The 15,024-nt window shown below is 66.6% G+C and carries 13 protein-coding genes; all 13 read right to left on the reverse strand.

The window, feature by feature from the left end; genetic code table 11:
* Window positions 1–29: 29 nt before the first annotated feature.
* From ftsA to rsmH, 13 genes are read right to left on the reverse strand one after another with little or no spacing between them, the layout of a single operon-like run.
* A complete protein-coding gene (gene ftsA / locus SF06_RS08210) occupies window positions 30–1,277 on the reverse strand; it encodes a cell division protein FtsA (protein WP_027590753.1) in 1,248 nt (415 codons plus the stop codon).
* A 16-nt stretch (window positions 1,278–1,293) separates the two neighbouring features.
* Complete coding sequence (locus tag SF06_RS08215; protein ID WP_052199760.1) at window positions 1,294–2,163, reverse strand: cell division protein FtsQ/DivIB; 870 nt, start codon at window positions 2,161–2,163, stop codon at window positions 1,294–1,296.
* A 1-nt stretch (window position 2,164) separates the two neighbouring features.
* Window positions 2,165–3,103, reverse strand: coding sequence for a D-alanine--D-alanine ligase (locus SF06_RS08220; RefSeq protein ID WP_027590752.1), 939 nt, complete (start codon window positions 3,101–3,103; stop codon window positions 2,165–2,167).
* The gene (murC, locus tag SF06_RS08225; protein ID WP_037009079.1) at window positions 3,100–4,509 is read right to left on the reverse strand and encodes a UDP-N-acetylmuramate--L-alanine ligase; all 1,410 of its coding nucleotides are present in this window, start codon (window positions 4,507–4,509) and stop codon (window positions 3,100–3,102) included. The genes SF06_RS08220 and murC overlap by 4 nt, the downstream gene beginning before the upstream one ends.
* A 34-nt stretch (window positions 4,510–4,543) precedes the next feature.
* Window positions 4,544–5,614 (reverse strand): undecaprenyldiphospho-muramoylpentapeptide beta-N-acetylglucosaminyltransferase, encoded by a 1,071-nt coding sequence (gene murG, locus SF06_RS08230; RefSeq protein WP_039560747.1) that lies wholly within the window; start codon window positions 5,612–5,614, stop codon window positions 4,544–4,546.
* Window positions 5,604–6,809, reverse strand: a complete 1,206-nt coding sequence (gene ftsW, locus SF06_RS08235; RefSeq protein ID WP_027590749.1) for a putative lipid II flippase FtsW — start codon at window positions 6,807–6,809, stop codon at window positions 5,604–5,606. The genes murG and ftsW overlap by 11 nt, the downstream gene beginning before the upstream one ends.
* The gene (gene murD / locus SF06_RS08240; RefSeq protein ID WP_039560748.1) at window positions 6,806–8,155 is read right to left on the reverse strand and encodes a UDP-N-acetylmuramoyl-L-alanine--D-glutamate ligase; all 1,350 of its coding nucleotides are present in this window, start codon (window positions 8,153–8,155) and stop codon (window positions 6,806–6,808) included. The genes ftsW and murD overlap by 4 nt, the downstream gene beginning before the upstream one ends.
* Before the next feature lie 13 nt (window positions 8,156–8,168).
* Entirely contained in the window at window positions 8,169–9,251 is a 1,083-nt protein-coding gene (gene mraY / locus SF06_RS08245) for a phospho-N-acetylmuramoyl-pentapeptide-transferase (RefSeq protein WP_039560751.1), read from the reverse strand.
* Window positions 9,251–10,621: a UDP-N-acetylmuramoyl-tripeptide--D-alanyl-D-alanine ligase gene (locus tag SF06_RS08250; RefSeq protein WP_039560752.1), complete on the reverse strand. Its 1,371-nt coding sequence runs from the start codon at window positions 10,619–10,621 to the stop codon at window positions 9,251–9,253. Before SF06_RS08250 ends, mraY begins: the two co-directional genes overlap by 1 nt.
* Window positions 10,614–12,077 (reverse strand): UDP-N-acetylmuramoyl-L-alanyl-D-glutamate--2,6-diaminopimelate ligase, encoded by a 1,464-nt coding sequence (locus SF06_RS08255; protein WP_027590745.1) that lies wholly within the window; start codon window positions 12,075–12,077, stop codon window positions 10,614–10,616. The genes SF06_RS08250 and SF06_RS08255 overlap by 8 nt, the downstream gene beginning before the upstream one ends.
* Window positions 12,077–13,801, reverse strand: coding sequence for a peptidoglycan D,D-transpeptidase FtsI family protein (locus tag SF06_RS08260; RefSeq protein WP_039560755.1), 1,725 nt, complete (start codon window positions 13,799–13,801; stop codon window positions 12,077–12,079). The genes SF06_RS08255 and SF06_RS08260 overlap by 1 nt, the downstream gene beginning before the upstream one ends.
* The gene (ftsL, locus tag SF06_RS08265) at window positions 13,798–14,085 is read right to left on the reverse strand and encodes a cell division protein FtsL (RefSeq protein ID WP_027590743.1); all 288 of its coding nucleotides are present in this window, start codon (window positions 14,083–14,085) and stop codon (window positions 13,798–13,800) included. Before ftsL ends, SF06_RS08260 begins: the two co-directional genes overlap by 4 nt.
* Window positions 14,082–15,023, reverse strand: a complete 942-nt coding sequence (gene rsmH, locus SF06_RS08270; RefSeq protein WP_027590742.1) for a 16S rRNA (cytosine(1402)-N(4))-methyltransferase RsmH — start codon at window positions 15,021–15,023, stop codon at window positions 14,082–14,084. Before rsmH ends, ftsL begins: the two co-directional genes overlap by 4 nt.
* Window position 15,024 lies beyond the last annotated feature (1 nt).

The raw sequence follows: 15,024 nt of genomic DNA on the forward strand, positions 1-15,024 counted from the left end.
CGTCTTTATCGCCCACTGCTACCACTTATTCAGAAATTGCCCTGGAACCACCGCTTCATTTTTTCCAGGACAGAAACACTGGGTTCTTCGTCGTACATGCCCGGGCTCGACACGACGAAGCCTTCGGCCTGTTTTTTCAAGCCGTACAGCAGCAGGCCCACGCCTGTTGAATAAATGGGATTGCGCACAACATCGATCAGTCCCTTGACGCTGTGCGGAACTCCCAGGCGTACCGGCATATGGAAGATTTCTTCCGCCAGTTCTACAGCCCCTTCCATTTTCGCCGTGCCACCGGTGAGCACGATTCCGGCCGGAATCATGTCTTCATATCCGCTGCGGCGAAGTTCGGCCTGGATCAGGGTGAACAACTCGTCGTAACGAGGCTCCACCACTTCCGCCAGGGCCTGACGGGACAATTCCCGCGGCGGGCGATCGCCCACGCTGGGAACTTTGATTGTTTCACCCGCTCCTGCCAGATTGGCAAGCGCGCAAGCATACCGAATCTTGATCTCCTCGGCATACTGGGTCGGTGTGCGCAAGGCCATGGCAATGTCATTGGTCACCTGGTCACCCGCAATGGGAATAACCGCAGTGTGACGAATCGCACCTTCGGTGAAGATGGCGATATCGGTGGTACCGCCACCAATATCCACCAGACACACCCCCAGTTCTTTTTCATCCTCGGTCAATACCGCATACGCCGATGCCAGTTGTTCGAGAATGATGTCGTCAACTTCCAGGCCACAACGCCGCACACACTTTTCGATGTTCTGCGCCGAATTCACCGCGCAGGTCACCACATGCACCTTGGCTTCCAGACGCACACCGCACATGCCGAGCGGTTCGCGCACCCCTTCCTGGTTATCCACCACATAGTCCTGCGGCAGGGTGTGCAGCACACGCTGGTCGGCGGGAATGGCCACCGCCTGGGCGGCATCCAGCACCCGGTCCAGGTCGGCACGGGTCACCTCGCGGTCGCGGATGGCCACGATGCCATGGGAATTCAGACTGCGGATGTGGCTGCCTGCCAATCCCACATAGGCCGAGTGGATGTAGCAGCCCGCCATCTGCTGGGCTTCTTCCACGGCACGCTGGATGGACTGCACGGTGGACTCGATATTCACCACCACACCTTTCTTCAGGCCGCGAGAGGGGTGGGAGCCAATGCCGACGATTTCCAACCGGCCGTCCTCACGCACTTCACCGACCAGCGCCACCACCTTGGACGTGCCGATGTCCAGGCCGACGATCATCTTGCCGCTCTGCACAGTAGACATAGCTGTCGCTTTCTCCTTAATTCACGGCGCCGCCGCCGGCGGCCCGTGTGCCCGCATCCGCCGCCGCCAGCCAGGTGACCGCCAGGCCGTTGGCATAACGCAGGTCGATGCGTGCGATGTTCTCGATCCGGTCCTTGAGAGTCTTGTCGTGGATGGTCAGGAACCGCCGGACCTTCTCCACCACATGATCCCGACCGAGCAGCAGTTCGATGCGCTGCCCACTTTCCTTCGCCTCCAGGGTGGCGAACCAGCTGCCGCGCTCGCGCAGCTCCAGACGTGCGATGGCAAACCCCTGCGGCCGCAACATCTGACTGAGCACCTGGTACTGCTGCATCATCCCCTGGCGCGCCCGCTCAGGTCCGAGCAACTGGGGCAGTTGCCGATAGCGCTCGATGGCCTCGAAGGCGTAGGCCTCGCCACGATTGTTCAGCAGCGCACCCTCTCCCCAGCGGGCGATGGGCAGGTGCTCGTTCAATTCAATCTCCACTTCGTCCGGCCAAACGCGCCGCACCTGCGCGTGGGCAATCCACGGCAGCGCCTCGAGATCATGCCGCAGACCTTCCAGGTCCACGCCGAAGAAGCGGGTGCTTACGTAGGGCTCGATGACCCGCTCGACTTCTTCCGGCGCGGTGAAGGTCAGTTTGCCGGCGATGCCGATGCGCGCGATCGGCCGGTCCAAATAAGGCTGCAACTGCTGGAACAGCGCGACGCCGCCCATCAGCAGCGCCACCAGCAGCAACGGCCAGGTGAAACGCTTGAATGCGCTGAAATCCGGCTTCGGCAAACGCTCGCGCAGCGGCGTCCGGACCACCGGACGGCTGGCGCCCCGCGGCGCCGGCTTGCGGCCGGGCCCGGGTTGCTGATGACGAAGCAGGATGCTCAGCATGTCAGGAGCGTGCCTCCAGGCTGTCGGCGAGGATCGCCAGGACCAGTTGCTGGAAGTCCAGGCCCGCGGCGCGAGCCGCCATCGGCACCAGGCTGTGATCGGTCATGCCCGGCACGGTGTTCACTTCCAGCAGCCAGAAACGACCCTCGGCGTCCTGCATCACGTCCGCACGCGCCCAGCCCCGAGTGCCCACCGCCGCGCAGGCACGCGCGGTCAGCTCACGCAGCTCGGCTTCCTTGTCGGCGCTCAGGCCGCAGGGTATGCGGTACTGGGTATCGTTGGAGAGGTATTTGGCCTCGTAGTCGTAGAAGCTGTTGGGCGTGCCCAGCGCAATCGGTGGCAGCACCTCGCCCCGCAGCATGGCGATGGTGAATTCCGGCCCCTGGATCCACTGCTCGACCAGCACCTGCGAATCGAAACGGCTGGCCTCCTGCCAGGCGGCCACCAGCGCCTCGACGCTCTCCACCTTGGCCATGCCGATGCTGGAGCCTTCGTGGGCCGGCTTGACGATCAGCGGGAAGCCCAGCTCGCGGGCAGCCGCGTGACAGTCCTCGACGCTGGCCAGCGCGGCGTGGCGCGGCGTCGGCAGGCCCAGGCTCTGCCAGACCTGCTTGGTGCGCAGCTTGTCCATGGCCAGCGCGGAAGCCAGCACGCCGCTGCCGGTGTAGGGAATACCCAGGCACTCCAGCAGGCCCTGCATGCTGCCGTCTTCACCGCCACGCCCATGCAGGACGATGAAGGCGCGGTCGATCTTCTCGCCCTGCAGTCGCGCCAGCAGGTCGCTGCCGACGTCGATGCCGAAGGCGTCCACACCGGCGTCCCGCAGGGCCTGGAGCACGGCGGCGCCGGATTTCAGCGACACCTCGCGCTCCGCGCTGCGACCGCCGTAGAGCACGGCCACCCGGCCGAAGTCGCGGGGGTCGATCACTGCGGCGTTCATGCTGCGCCCTCCTCGGCTGCGGCAAACAGCGGATGCTTGACCAGCTGCGGCGCCAGGCTGCCGATGTCACCAGCGCCCTGGCAGAGCAGGATGTCGCCGGCGCGCAGCAGCGGCTTGAGCACCGGGGCCAGATCGGTGCCGCGCTCGACGTAGATGGGGTCCAGTTGGCCGCGCTGGCGGATGCTGTGGCACAGATTGCGGCTGTCGGCGCCGGGTATCGGCTCCTCGCCGGCCGGATAGACCTCCATCAGCAGCAGCACGTTGGCGTCCGCCAATACCTGGACGAAGTCCTCGTACAGGTCGCGGGTACGGGTGAAGCGGTGCGGTTGATAGACCATCACCAGGCGGCGCTCCGGCCAACCACCTCGCACCGCCTTGATCACCGCCGCCACTTCGCGCGGGTGGTGACCGTAGTCGTCCACCAGCATCACGCCGCCGCCGTCCACCGGCAGCTCGTCATAGACCTGGAAGCGCCGGCCGACCCCCTGGAAACCCTCCAGGCCGGCGACGATGGCGTCGTCCTCGATGCCTTCGTCACTGGCGATGGCGATGGTGGCCAGGGCGTTGAGCACGTTGTGCACGCCGGGCATGTTCACGGTGACCGGCATCGGCGCCTTGCCTTCGCGCAGCACGGTGAAATGGGTGCGCATGCCTTCCTGACGGATGTCCACGGCGCGCAGGTCGGCATCTTCGGTGAAGCCGTAGGTAACGGTCGGCCGGCCGATCTGCGGCAGGATCTCGCGTACCACCGGGTCGTCAATGCACAACACCGCCAGGCCGTAGAACGGCAGGTTGTGCAGGAAGTCCACGAAGGTCTTCTTCAGCTTGTTGAAGTCACCCTCGTAAGTGCTCATGTGGTCGGCGTCGATGTTGGTGACCACGGCCACCATCGGCTGCAGATGCAGGAAGCTGGCGTCGCTCTCGTCGGCTTCGGCGATCAGGTAGCGACTGCCGCCCAGCTGGGCATTGGTGCCGGCGGCGGTCAGCTTGCCGCCGATCACGAAGGTCGGATCCAGCCCGGCGGCGGCGAACACCGAGGCCAGCAGGCTGGTGGTGGTGGTCTTGCCGTGCGTGCCGGCCACCGCGATGCCATGGCGGTAGCGCATCAGCTCGGCAAGCATCTCGGCGCGCGGCACCACCGGGATACGGCGCTCCAGGGCACGGGCCACTTCCGGGTTGCTGTGGTTGATGGCGCTGGAGACCACCAGCACATCGGCGTCCTCGACGTTCTCGGCCTGGTGGCCGATGAACACATGGGCACCGAAGCCTTCCAGGCGCGCGGTCACCGGCGAGGCCTTGATATCCGAGCCGGACACTTCATAGCCAAGGTTGAGCAGCACCTCGGCGATACCGCACATGCCCACCCCGCCGATGCCGACGAAATGGATGCGGCGGATGCGACGCATGCGCCGTACTTCAGCCTTGGCGGCAGCGGGCGACTTAGCCACGGGCCACCTCCAGGCAGATATCCACCACGTCACGGGTGGCATTCGGCTTGGCCAACGTCCGGGCGGCGGAGCCCATGGCCTCGAGTCGTTGCGGTTGCATCAGTACCTCGTTTAGCTGCGCGGCCAGCCCGGCCGCATCAGTAGTGGCTTGCGGCAGCAGGACGGCGGCGCCCTCGCGTGCCAGGAATTCGGCGTTGCGGCTCTGGTGGTCGTCGATGGCGTGCGGCAACGGCACCAGGAAGGACGGCAGCCCGGCGGCGGCCAGCTCGCTGACGGTCAGCGCACCAGCACGGCAGATCACCAGGTCGGCCCACGCATAGGCACCGGCCATGTCTTCGATGAAGGGCACCACATGGGCCTTCACCCCGGCCTCGTCATAGCGGGCCTTGGTGATGTCGGCATGGGCGGTACCGGTCTGGTGCACCACGGCCGGGCGCTCCGCATCCAGCAGGTGGGACAGCGCCGCCGGCACCAGCTTGTTCAGCGGCTCGGCGCCCAAGCTGCCGCCCAGCACCAGCAGGTTGGCCTGGCGGCCGAGCAGCGCGGCCCGCGCCGGCACCGCGAACACCTCGCTGCGCACCGGATTGCCGGTGGTGCGACGCTGCGCACCGGCCGGGAAGGTATTCGGAAAGGCTTCGCAGATGCGTTTCGCAAAGCGCGCCAGCAGGCGATTGGCGGTACCGGCCACCGCGTTCTGCTCGTGGATGATCAGCGGCACGCCGGCCAGACGCGCGGCGAGCCCGCCCGGGCCGGTGACATAGCCACCCATGCCCAGCACGCACACCGGCTTGAGCTCGCGCACGATCCGGCGCGCCTGCAGCAGGGCGCCGAAGATCTCGAACGGTGCCTTGAGCAGGGCCTTCAGACCCTTGCCACGCAGGCCGCCGACCTGAATCAGGTGCAGCGGCAGACCGGCCTCCGGCACCAGGCGGTTCTCGATACCGCGCGGGGTGCCCAGCCAGTGCACGCGGTAACCGCGCGCCTGGAATTCGCGCGCGCAGGCCAGCGCCGGGAACACGTGGCCCCCGGTGCCGCCAGCCATGATCAGGACATTACCGGGCATGTATCACTTCCTCCTCGGCAAGATCCTTCTCGCTGAATTCCGTCGCCCCGCCCAGCAACTGCCGGCGTTCCCAGTCGATGCGCAGCAGCATCGCCAGGCTGACGCAGCAGATCATCAGCGAGCTGCCGCCGTAGCTGAGGAACGGCAGGGTCAGGCCCTTGGTCGGCAGCAGGCCGACGTTCACGCCGATGTTGATGAGAATCTGACCGATCCACAGGAGGGCCAGGCCGTAGGCCACATAGGCGGCAAAATGCTGCTTGGCCTGTTCGGCCCACAGGCCGATGTACAGGGCACGCAAACAGACGAACACCAGCAGCGCCAGGGTGGCCAGCGCGCCGATCATGCCCAGTTCCTCGGCGAGGATGGCGAACACGAAATCGGTGTGTGCTTCGGGCAGGTAGAACTGTTTCTGGATGCTGTTGCCCAGGCCGACCCCGAACCATTCGCCACGCCCGAAGGCGATCAGCGCCTGGGTCAGCTGGTAGCCGGCACCGAACTGATCGGACCAGGGATCGGTGAAGGTGGTCAGGCGCGCCACCCGGTACGGCTGGGTCTTGACCAGCAGCCAGACCACACCGATGGCCAGACCGGCGGACAGGCCGAAGCGCACCAGGCCCACACCACCGAGGAACAGCATGCCGGCCGCCGCACCCAGCAGCACCACGGTGGCGCCGAAGTCAGGCTCGAGCAGTAGCAGCACGGCCATGGGGATCAGCACGGCGATCGGCTTGAGGAACCCGCGCCAGCTTTCGCGTACTTCTTCCTGGCGGCGCACCAGATAACCGGCCAGGTAGACCACCACGAACACCTTGGCCAGTTCGGAGGCCTGCAGGTTCAGCGGCCCCAGGTGAATCCAGCGGATCGAACCATTGATCTCGCGACCCACCAGCAGCACCAGCAGGAGCAGGACGAAGGCCGCCGCCAGCAGCAGCCAGCCCAGCCGTTTCCAGGTGGCCACCGGCACCATGAGCACCACCGCTCCGGCGACCAGCCCGATGAGCAGGAAGCTGCCCTGGCGAATGCCGTAGTGCAGCGGTCCGCTCAACTGGGCGGCGGCCACTTCCGAGGACGCCGAGGTCACCATCACCAGCCCGAGCCCGAGCAGCACCAGGCAGCCCAGCAGCAACGGGACGTCCAGATCGACTCCCCGAGGGCTGAGCAGCGGTGACGGCGACGGGCGCAGGAAGGTCATCATGCCGGCAGCGCCTCCACGGCGGCGGCGAACAGACGACCGCGCTCCTCGAAGTTCTTGAACATGTCCAGGCTGGCGCAGGCCGGCGACAGCAGCACCGCGTCGCCCGGCTCGGACAGCTCGGCACAACGCTGCACGGCCTCGTCCAGGCTGGCGACGCGCACCTGTGGCACGGCGTCTCCCAGGGCCTCGGCAATCAGCCCGGCGTCACGACCGAGCAGCACCACGGCGCGGCAGTGCCGGGCCACCGGATCGCGCAGCGAGGAGAAATCCGCACCCTTGCCGTCGCCACCGGCGATCAGCACCAGTTGGCCGCGTATATCCGCGCCCAGGCCTTCGATGGCCGCCAGGGCAGCACCCACGTTGGTGGCCTTGGAATCGTCGTAGTAATTCACCTCGCGGCGCTCGCGCACCCACTGGCAGCGGTGCGGCAGGCCGGCAAAGGTTCTCAGGGTCTCCAGCATCGGCGCGAAGGGCAGGCCGACGGCATGCCCCAACGCGAGCGCCGCCAGGGCGTTGGCCTGGTTGTGGGCGCCACGGATCTTCAGTTCGCGGGCCGGCATCAGCGGCTCGAACTGGAAGGCCAGCCACTTCTCGCCCTGTTCCTCGATCAGGCCGAAGCCGCGGAAGTCCGGCTTGCCGAGCCCGAAGGTCCAGCACGGCAGCTGGTCGGCCACCAACGGCCGGGACAACGCATCGTCGCGGTTGACCACTACCTGGCGGGCGCCGCGGAAGATGCGGTGCTTGGCCAGGTGATAGGCCTGCAGGTCGGCATAGCGGTCCATGTGGTCTTCGCTGACGTTCAGGCAGGTGGCCACCTCGGCATTCAGCCAGTCGGTGGTTTCCAGCTGGAAGCTGGACAGCTCGATCACGTACAGCTCGACATCATCAGCCAGCAGGTCGAGCGCCGGCGTGCCGAGGTTGCCACCCACCGCCACCTTCCGGCCGGCCGCCGCCGCCATCTCACCTACCAGGGTGGTGACGGTGCTCTTGGCGTTGGAGCCGGTGATGGCGACGATCGGCGCCTTCGCCTCGCGGGCGAACAGCTCGATGTCGCCGGACAGCTTCACGCCGCGTGCGGCAACCTGTTGCAATGCCGGCGTGGCCAGCGCCAGGCCGGGGCTGACCAGCAGCTCGCTGGCACGGCAGAGGAAGTCGACGTCCAGCGCGCCGCAGCGCACCTCCACCTGCGGGAAGTCGCGGCGCAGGGTTGCCAGCTCGGGCGGATTGGCGCGGGTGTCGGCCACCGCAAACGGCAATCCCCGGCGCGCCAGATGGCGCACCAGGGACATGCCGCTCTTGCCGAGGCCGACAACGATGCGGAATTGGTCGGAAGCGATCAGGCTCATGACATACGGCGCCTCAACGCAGCTTCAGACTGGAAAGACCGATCAGCACCAGGACCACCGTGATGATCCAGAAGCGCACGATCACCCGGGGCTCGGGCCAGCCTTTGAGTTCGAAATGGTGGTGGATCGGCGCCATGCGGAACACGCGCTTGCCGGTCAACTTGAAGCTGGCGACCTGGATCATCACCGACAGGGTTTCCATGACGAACACGCCGCCCATGATGAACAACACGATTTCCTGGCGGACGATCACCGCGATGGTGCCCAGCGCGGCGCCGAGGGCCAGGGCACCCACGTCGCCCATGAACACCTGGGCCGGGTAGGTGTTGAACCACAGGAAACCCAGGCCGGCGCCGATCAGCGCGCTGCAGAAGACGATCAGCTCGCCCGCGCCCGGCACGTAGGGGATCAGCAGGTACTGGGCGAAATTGGCGTTGCCGGACAGGTAGCAGAAGATGCCCAGGGCACCGCCGACCAGCACGGTCGGCATGATGGCCAGGCCGTCCAGGCCGTCGGTGAGGTTCACCGCGTTGCTGGAGCCGACGATCACGAAATAGGTCAGCACGACGAACCCGATGCCCAGCGGCAGCACGGCATCCTTGAAGAACGGCAGGATGAAGGTGGTCTCGATCGGGTTCTCGGCGGTCAGGTAGAGAAACAGCGCCGCGCCCAGGCCGAACACCGACTGCCAGAAGTACTTCCAGCGGCTCGGCAGCCCGCGGGAGTTCTTCTCGATCACCTTGCGGTAGTCGTCCACCCAGCCAATGGCACCGAACAGCAGGGTCACGGCCAGCACCACCCAGACATAACGGTTGGACAGGTCAGCCCACAGCAAGGTGCTGATGGTGATCGCGGAGAGAATCAGCGCGCCGCCCATGGTCGGGGTGCCCTTCTTGGACAGGTGCGACTGCGGGCCGTCGGTACGCACGGCCTGGCCGATCTGGCGCAGTTGCAGGGTGCGAATCATCCAGGGCCCGAGCCACAGGGCCAGCACCAGCGCGGTGAGCACCCCGAGCATGCCGCGCAGGGTCAGGTACTGGAAGACGGCAAAACCTTTGTGAAACTGTTGCAGGTACTCTGCCAGGAGCAGAAGCATCAAGGATTCTCCTCGGGTTCGCACAACGCGGCGACGACCTTGTCCATTGCCGCACTTCTCGAACCCTTGATCAAAAGCGTGGTTTCGCCCCGAGCCTCCTGGCGCAGAGCGTCGATCAGACCTTGCTGGTCGGCAAAATGTTTCGCACCTTCACCAAAAGCCGCCACGGCATGTGCCATCAACGGTCCCACGGCATACAGCCCATCCACCTTGCCGACAGCGTACGCACCCACCTGACGATGTCCTTCCTCGGCCCACTCGCCCAGTTCCCCCATGTCACCCAGCACCAGCAGCCGGCGACCGGAGAACCCGGCGAGAATATCGACCGCGGCACACATCGACAGAGGATTGGCGTTGTAGCTGTCGTCGATGACCCTCAAGCCGCCGGGGGCCAGTTGCGCCACGGCGCGCCCCTTGACCGGCCGCAGTTGCTCCAGGCCCGAACGGATATGCTCAAGGGAAATACCCAGCGCATGGGCCGCAGCCGCAGCCGCCAACGCGTTCGCCACGTTGTGTCTGCCCAGCAGATTGAGTTGCACCGACGTGCAGCCTGACGGGGTATGCAAATGGAAGGCCATGCAGCCGCGCGCGTCGCGATGCAGATCGGTGGCGCGGATATCGGCCTGTTCCGATTCGAGGGAAAAGGCCAGTACACGGCGGGCGCCAGCCCTCTGGCGCCAGATCGGATAGGCCGCATCGTCCAGGTTGAGCACCGCCACACCGTCCGCCGCCAGGCCGTCAAGAATTTCGCCCTTGGCTTCGACGATCTTTTCCGGACCACCGAATTCACCGACATGGGCGTTGCCGGCATTGCTGATGATGGCCACGTGCGGCCGGGTCAGGCCGACCGTATAGGCAATTTCACCCACATGGTTGGCGCCGAGCTCGATCACTGCCGCGACATGCTCCGGCGCCAGCTCCAGCAGGGTCAGCGGCACGCCCAGGTCGTTATTCAGGTTGCCCCGGGTGGCCAGCACCGGGCCGTGAAGGCCGGCACGCAGGATGCTGGCGAGCAGCTCCTTGATGGTGGTCTTGCCGCTGGAGCCGGTCACCGCTGCCAGCGGCGCCTTGAACGCATCGCGATTGAGCGCACCCAGTCGCCCCAGCGCCAGGCGGGTATCGGCCACCACCAGTTGCGGCAGATCCACCTCGGGAACCCGCCGCGAGACCAAGGCCGCCACCGCGCCCTTGGCCGCCACATCGGCAAGATAGTCATGGCCGTCGAAGCGCGGTCCGACCAGGGCGATGAACAGCTGGCCGGGCTGGATGGCGCGGCTATCGGTAGACACCGCGCCGAATGAGGCATCGCCGTTTTCCAGGCGCCCCTGCAAGGGCTCGACCAGCTGACTGAGGCGCAGGACTTCAAGCATGAGCGGCCTCCCAGCGCGCCAGGGCGGCGGTCGCCTCGTCAAGATCGGAGAAGGGATGGCGCACGCCGGCAATCTCCTGGTAGTCCTCGTGACCCTTGCCGGCCAGCAGCAGCACGTCATCGGCAGCGGCTTCGCCGATCAGCTGGGCGATCGCCTCGCCACGCCCCGGCACGAAGCGCACCGCCTCGGGATGGACGAAGCCGCCACGGATCTCGTCGAGAATGGCCAACGGCTCCTCGCTGCGCGGGTTGTCGTCGGTGACCAGCACGCCATCGGCGAGCCGCTCGGCGACAGCGGCCATCAGCGGGCGCTTGCCGCGATCCCGGTCGCCACCGCAGCCGAACAGGCAGAACAGGCGACCCTTGACATGCGGACGCAGGGCTTCGAGGACCTTCTCCAGGGCATCCGGCGTGTGCGCGTAGTCCACGACGACCAGCGGCTTGTCGCCACCGCCCAGACGTTGCATGCGCCCGACCGGACCACGCAGGCGGGGCAACAGGCGCAGGATACTGTCCAGCGAATATTCCATGGCCAGCAGCGTGCCGATGACCGCCAGCAGGTTGCTGAGATTGAAACGACCCAGCAGCGCGCTACGTAGCAGGCCTTTGCCCTGCGGCGTGATCAGCTCCGCGCTGACGCCTTCGTCGTCGAAACGAATGTTGCGGCAGTGCACCGCGGCGCCGACATCTTCCAGGCTGTAACCCAGCAGCCGGGCGCCAGGACGCGCAGCCAGCTCACGACCGAACGCATCGTCGAGATTGATCACCCGGCAGGCCAGCCCGGGCCACTCGAACAGGCGCGCCTTGGCGGCACCGTAGGCTTCCATGCTGCCGTGGTAATCCAGATGGTCGCGGGACAGGTTGGTGAACACTGCAATATCGAAGGCCAGCGCAGCCACGCGACCCTGCTGCAGCCCGTGGGACGACACCTCCATCGCCACCGCCTTGGCGCCTGCCCTGTGCAGACGGGCCAGCGTGGCCTGCACGGCCAGCGGGTCGGGGGTCGTGTGCCGGCCGCTTTCCAGGGCGTCATGGAAGCCGGTACCCAGGGTGCCGATGATGCCGCAGCGCTGGCCGAGCAGGTCCAGGGCCTGGGCCAGCAGCTGACTGACACTGGTCTTGCCGTTGGTGCCGGTCACACCAATCAGGTTGAGGCTGCGGCTAGGCTCGCCATAAAACCGCCCGGCAATGGCCGACAACTGTCCGGCGAGCCCGCGCACCGGCAGCAGCTCTGCGCCCGCCCCAGCTGACAGCGGCGGCGCGCCTTCAGCTTCATAAGCGACGGCGGCCGCACCATGGGCCAGAGCATCGGCGATGTGCGCGCGCCCGTCCTGGCTGGTGCCAGGCACGGCGAGAAACAGATCGCCGGGGCGGACCTTGCGGCTGTCCAGGGTCAGTTCACGGATCAGCGTCCCCGATTGGGCCTGGGGAAGCAGTTGGTTGAGCGGCATGGGCATCAGCTACGCCCTCCTTTGCCGGCGCTGGTGCCGGCGGTACGCTCCACCGTCGGCAGGTTGTCAGGGGTAATGTTCATCAGACGCAGAGCGCCGGCCATGACGCGGCCGAACACCGGTGCCGAGACCAGTCCGCCGTAGTAGCCGCCCTTGCTGGGCTCGTCGAGTACCACCACGGCGGCGATGCGCGGGTTGCTGAGCGGAGCCAGGCCGGCGAAGAACGAGCGGTAGGCATCGTCGGTGTAGCCGCCACTGCTGGAAACCTTCTTGGCCGTGCCGCTTTTGCCGCCCACCTGGTAGCCGGGCACCTGGGCGCGGGTGCCGCCGCCGCCCGGCTCTTCAACCACGGCGCGCAGCATGTGCAGCACCTCGCGGGCAATCGCCGGATCCATGACCTGATGGCCGCCCTCGGGCCGCCCGCGCCGCATCAGCGACAGCGGCACGCTGCGCCCTTCGTTGCCCAGCGCGGCATAGGCATGGGCCAGCTGCACGGCCGTGACCGACAGGCCGTAGCCATAGGCCAGGGTGGCGGTTTCCGCCTCGTTCCAGATGCGGTGGTTGGGCAGTACGCCGGCGCGCTCGCCAGGGAAGCCCAGGCCGGTGATCTCGCCGAAACCGGCGGAACGCATCATGGCGTGGACCGGCCCGGCGCCGATATCCAGGGCGATCTTGCTGATGCCGATGTTGCTGGACTTCTTGAGGATGCCGGTGAGGTCGAGCTTGCCGCCGCGCGACACGTCGCGGATGGTGTAGCGGCCCAGACGCATCCAGCCGGGCGTGGTGTCAACCACGGAGTCCGGCTGCCAGCGACCGGTGCCCAGCGCTGCCGCGATGGTGAACGGCTTGACGGTGGAGCCCGGCTCGAAGGCATCGATCATGGCGCGGTTGCGCATCGCCGCCGGATCGAGCTGCTTGCGGTTGTTGGGGTTGTAGGTCGGCTGGTTGACCATGGCGAGGATTTCGCCGCTCTTCACGTCCACCATGACCAGGCTGCCGGCACGGGCACCGAACTCATGCAGGGCGTTGCGCAATTCCCGATGCGCCAGGTACTGCAGGCGCATGTCGATGGACAGCTCGATGTTGCCACCCGGCTTGGCGTTGCGCACGACATCGCCGTCGCGCACCACACGACCGCGACGGTCCTTGATGACCTGACGCTGCCCCGGGACCCCGGCCAGCCACTCGTTGAAGGCCAGCTCGATGCCTTCGCGCCCCACGTCGTCCACATCGGTGAAGCCCACCACATGAGTGGCCACCTCGCCCGCCGGATAGAAACGGCGGAACTCTTCCATGTGGTAGACACCCGGAATCTTCAGCGCCATCACCGCCTCGCCCTGCTCCGGGGTCAGGCCTCGCGCCAGGTAGAGAAAGTCGCGATCGGCCGATTTCTCGAGACGTTCCGCCAGCCGTTGCGGGCTCTGGCCGAGCGCCTGGGCCAGCTGCGACCAGCGCTCCGGCACTTCCTTGAGTTCCCGCCCGTTGCCCCACAGGGTGGAGACCGGGGTGCTGACCGCCAGCGGCTCACCATGCCGATCGGTGATTACGCCGCGGTGCGCCGGGATGGGTATATGCCGCACGCTGCGGGCGTCCCCCTGATGCTGGAGGAAGTCCTGCTCGAACACATGCAGGTCGATGATGCGCCACGCGACTGCGGCCACCATCAGCGCGAACAGCGCCAGGACCAGGCCGAAACGCCCGACGAGGTGTTTGCCGAATAGCCCGATCATGGCCGCACCAGTTGGACGTCGGCGGGCTCGGGAATGCGCATGCCGAGCCGCTCGGTGGCCAGAGTCTCGATACGGTTATGGGCCGTCCAGGTGCTTTGCTCCAGCACCAGCCGGCCCCACTCCGCCAGCACACGGTCACGCTCGTTGAGCTCCCCGTACAGCAGGTTGACCCGTTGCCGATGGTGGTGCGCCGACCAGGTGACCGCCAGGGCGGACAGCACGATGGCCGCGAACAGCGCCGGCAGCAGCAGGCTGCCTCGGGGAAGCCGCCGATGGGCATTCACCGCAACTTCTCCGCCACACGCATCACCGCGCTGCGTGAGCGCGGATTGGCACGGACTTCGGCCTCGGAGGCATATTGTGGCTTGCCGAGCAGCTTCAGACGCGGCTCGAAGGCCTTGGGAATAATCGGCAGATCGCGAGGCAGCGTATCGGCCTCGCCCTTGGCCTGGCGCCGCATGAACTGTTTGACGATGCGATCTTCGAGGGAGTGGAAGCTGATCACCACCAGACGTCCGCCCACCTCAAGCACGTCGAGGGCTGCCTCGAGCCCCTGCTCCAGATCGCCCAGCTCGTTGTTGATATGGATGCGCAGCCCCTGGAACGCCCGCGTGGCCGGGTTCTTGCCCTTCTCCCAGGCCGGGTTGGCCTCGGTGATCACCGCGGCCAGGTCGGCCGTGCGGGTAAAGGGCTTCTCGGCGCGCCGCTGGACGATGGCCTTTGCCATGCGCCGGGCGAAACGCTCCTCGCCGTAATCTTTGAAGACCCGGGCAATTTCCTCTTCATCAGCCGAAGCGATCCAGTCGGCGGCGCTCTGTCCCAGCCCCGGATTCATGCGCATGTCCAGCGGACCATCATTGAGGAAGCTGAAGCCGCGCTCGGGATCGTCCAGTTGCGGGGACGACACGCCGAGGTCCAGCAGTACGCCGGCGATGCGCCCCTGTAGGCCCTGCTCGGTCACGGCCTGGCCGAGCTCGGCGAAGCTGCGTTGCACGATGGTGAAGCGCGGGTCTTCAGCCATCAGCGCCTGCCCGGTGGCGATGGCCAGGGGATCCTTGTCGAAGCCGAGCAGGTGCCCCCGCTCGTTCAGCTGTTCGAGAATACGGCGACTGTGACCGCCGCGTCCGAAGGTGCCGTCCAGATAGCAGCCGTCCGGACGCACGCCCAGCGCGTCGACGGCTTCCTCCAGCAATACGGTGATGTGGCGAAAGGTGCTGGTCATA

Origin of the sequence: Pseudomonas flexibilis, from assembly GCF_000802425.1 — a bacterium.
Classification (GTDB): domain Bacteria; phylum Pseudomonadota; class Gammaproteobacteria; order Pseudomonadales; family Pseudomonadaceae; genus Serpens; species Serpens flexibilis.

Excerpts from the sequence above, each read along its gene's own strand:
- ftsA (WP_027590753.1), bottom strand. The coding sequence starts at position 1,277 with ATGTCTACTGTGCAGAGCGGCAAGATGATCGTCGGCCTGGACATCGGC.
- SF06_RS08215 (WP_052199760.1), bottom strand. The coding sequence starts at position 2,163 with ATGCTGAGCATCCTGCTTCGTCATCAGCAACCCGGGCCCGGCCGCAAG.
- SF06_RS08220 (WP_027590752.1), bottom strand. The coding sequence starts at position 3,103 with ATGAACGCCGCAGTGATCGACCCCCGCGACTTCGGCCGGGTGGCCGTG.
- murC (WP_037009079.1), bottom strand. The coding sequence starts at position 4,509 with ATGCGTCGCATCCGCCGCATCCATTTCGTCGGCATCGGCGGGGTGGGC.
- murG (WP_039560747.1), bottom strand. The coding sequence starts at position 5,614 with ATGCCCGGTAATGTCCTGATCATGGCTGGCGGCACCGGGGGCCACGTG.
- ftsW (WP_027590749.1), bottom strand. The coding sequence starts at position 6,809 with ATGATGACCTTCCTGCGCCCGTCGCCGTCACCGCTGCTCAGCCCTCGG.
- murD (WP_039560748.1), bottom strand. The coding sequence starts at position 8,155 with ATGAGCCTGATCGCTTCCGACCAATTCCGCATCGTTGTCGGCCTCGGC.
- mraY (WP_039560751.1), bottom strand. The coding sequence starts at position 9,251 with ATGCTTCTGCTCCTGGCAGAGTACCTGCAACAGTTTCACAAAGGTTTT.
- SF06_RS08250 (WP_039560752.1), bottom strand. The coding sequence starts at position 10,621 with ATGCTTGAAGTCCTGCGCCTCAGTCAGCTGGTCGAGCCCTTGCAGGGG.
- SF06_RS08255 (WP_027590745.1), bottom strand. The coding sequence starts at position 12,077 with ATGCCCATGCCGCTCAACCAACTGCTTCCCCAGGCCCAATCGGGGACG.
- SF06_RS08260 (WP_039560755.1), bottom strand. The coding sequence starts at position 13,801 with ATGATCGGGCTATTCGGCAAACACCTCGTCGGGCGTTTCGGCCTGGTC.
- rsmH (WP_027590742.1), bottom strand. The coding sequence starts at position 15,023 with ATGACCAGCACCTTTCGCCACATCACCGTATTGCTGGAGGAAGCCGTC.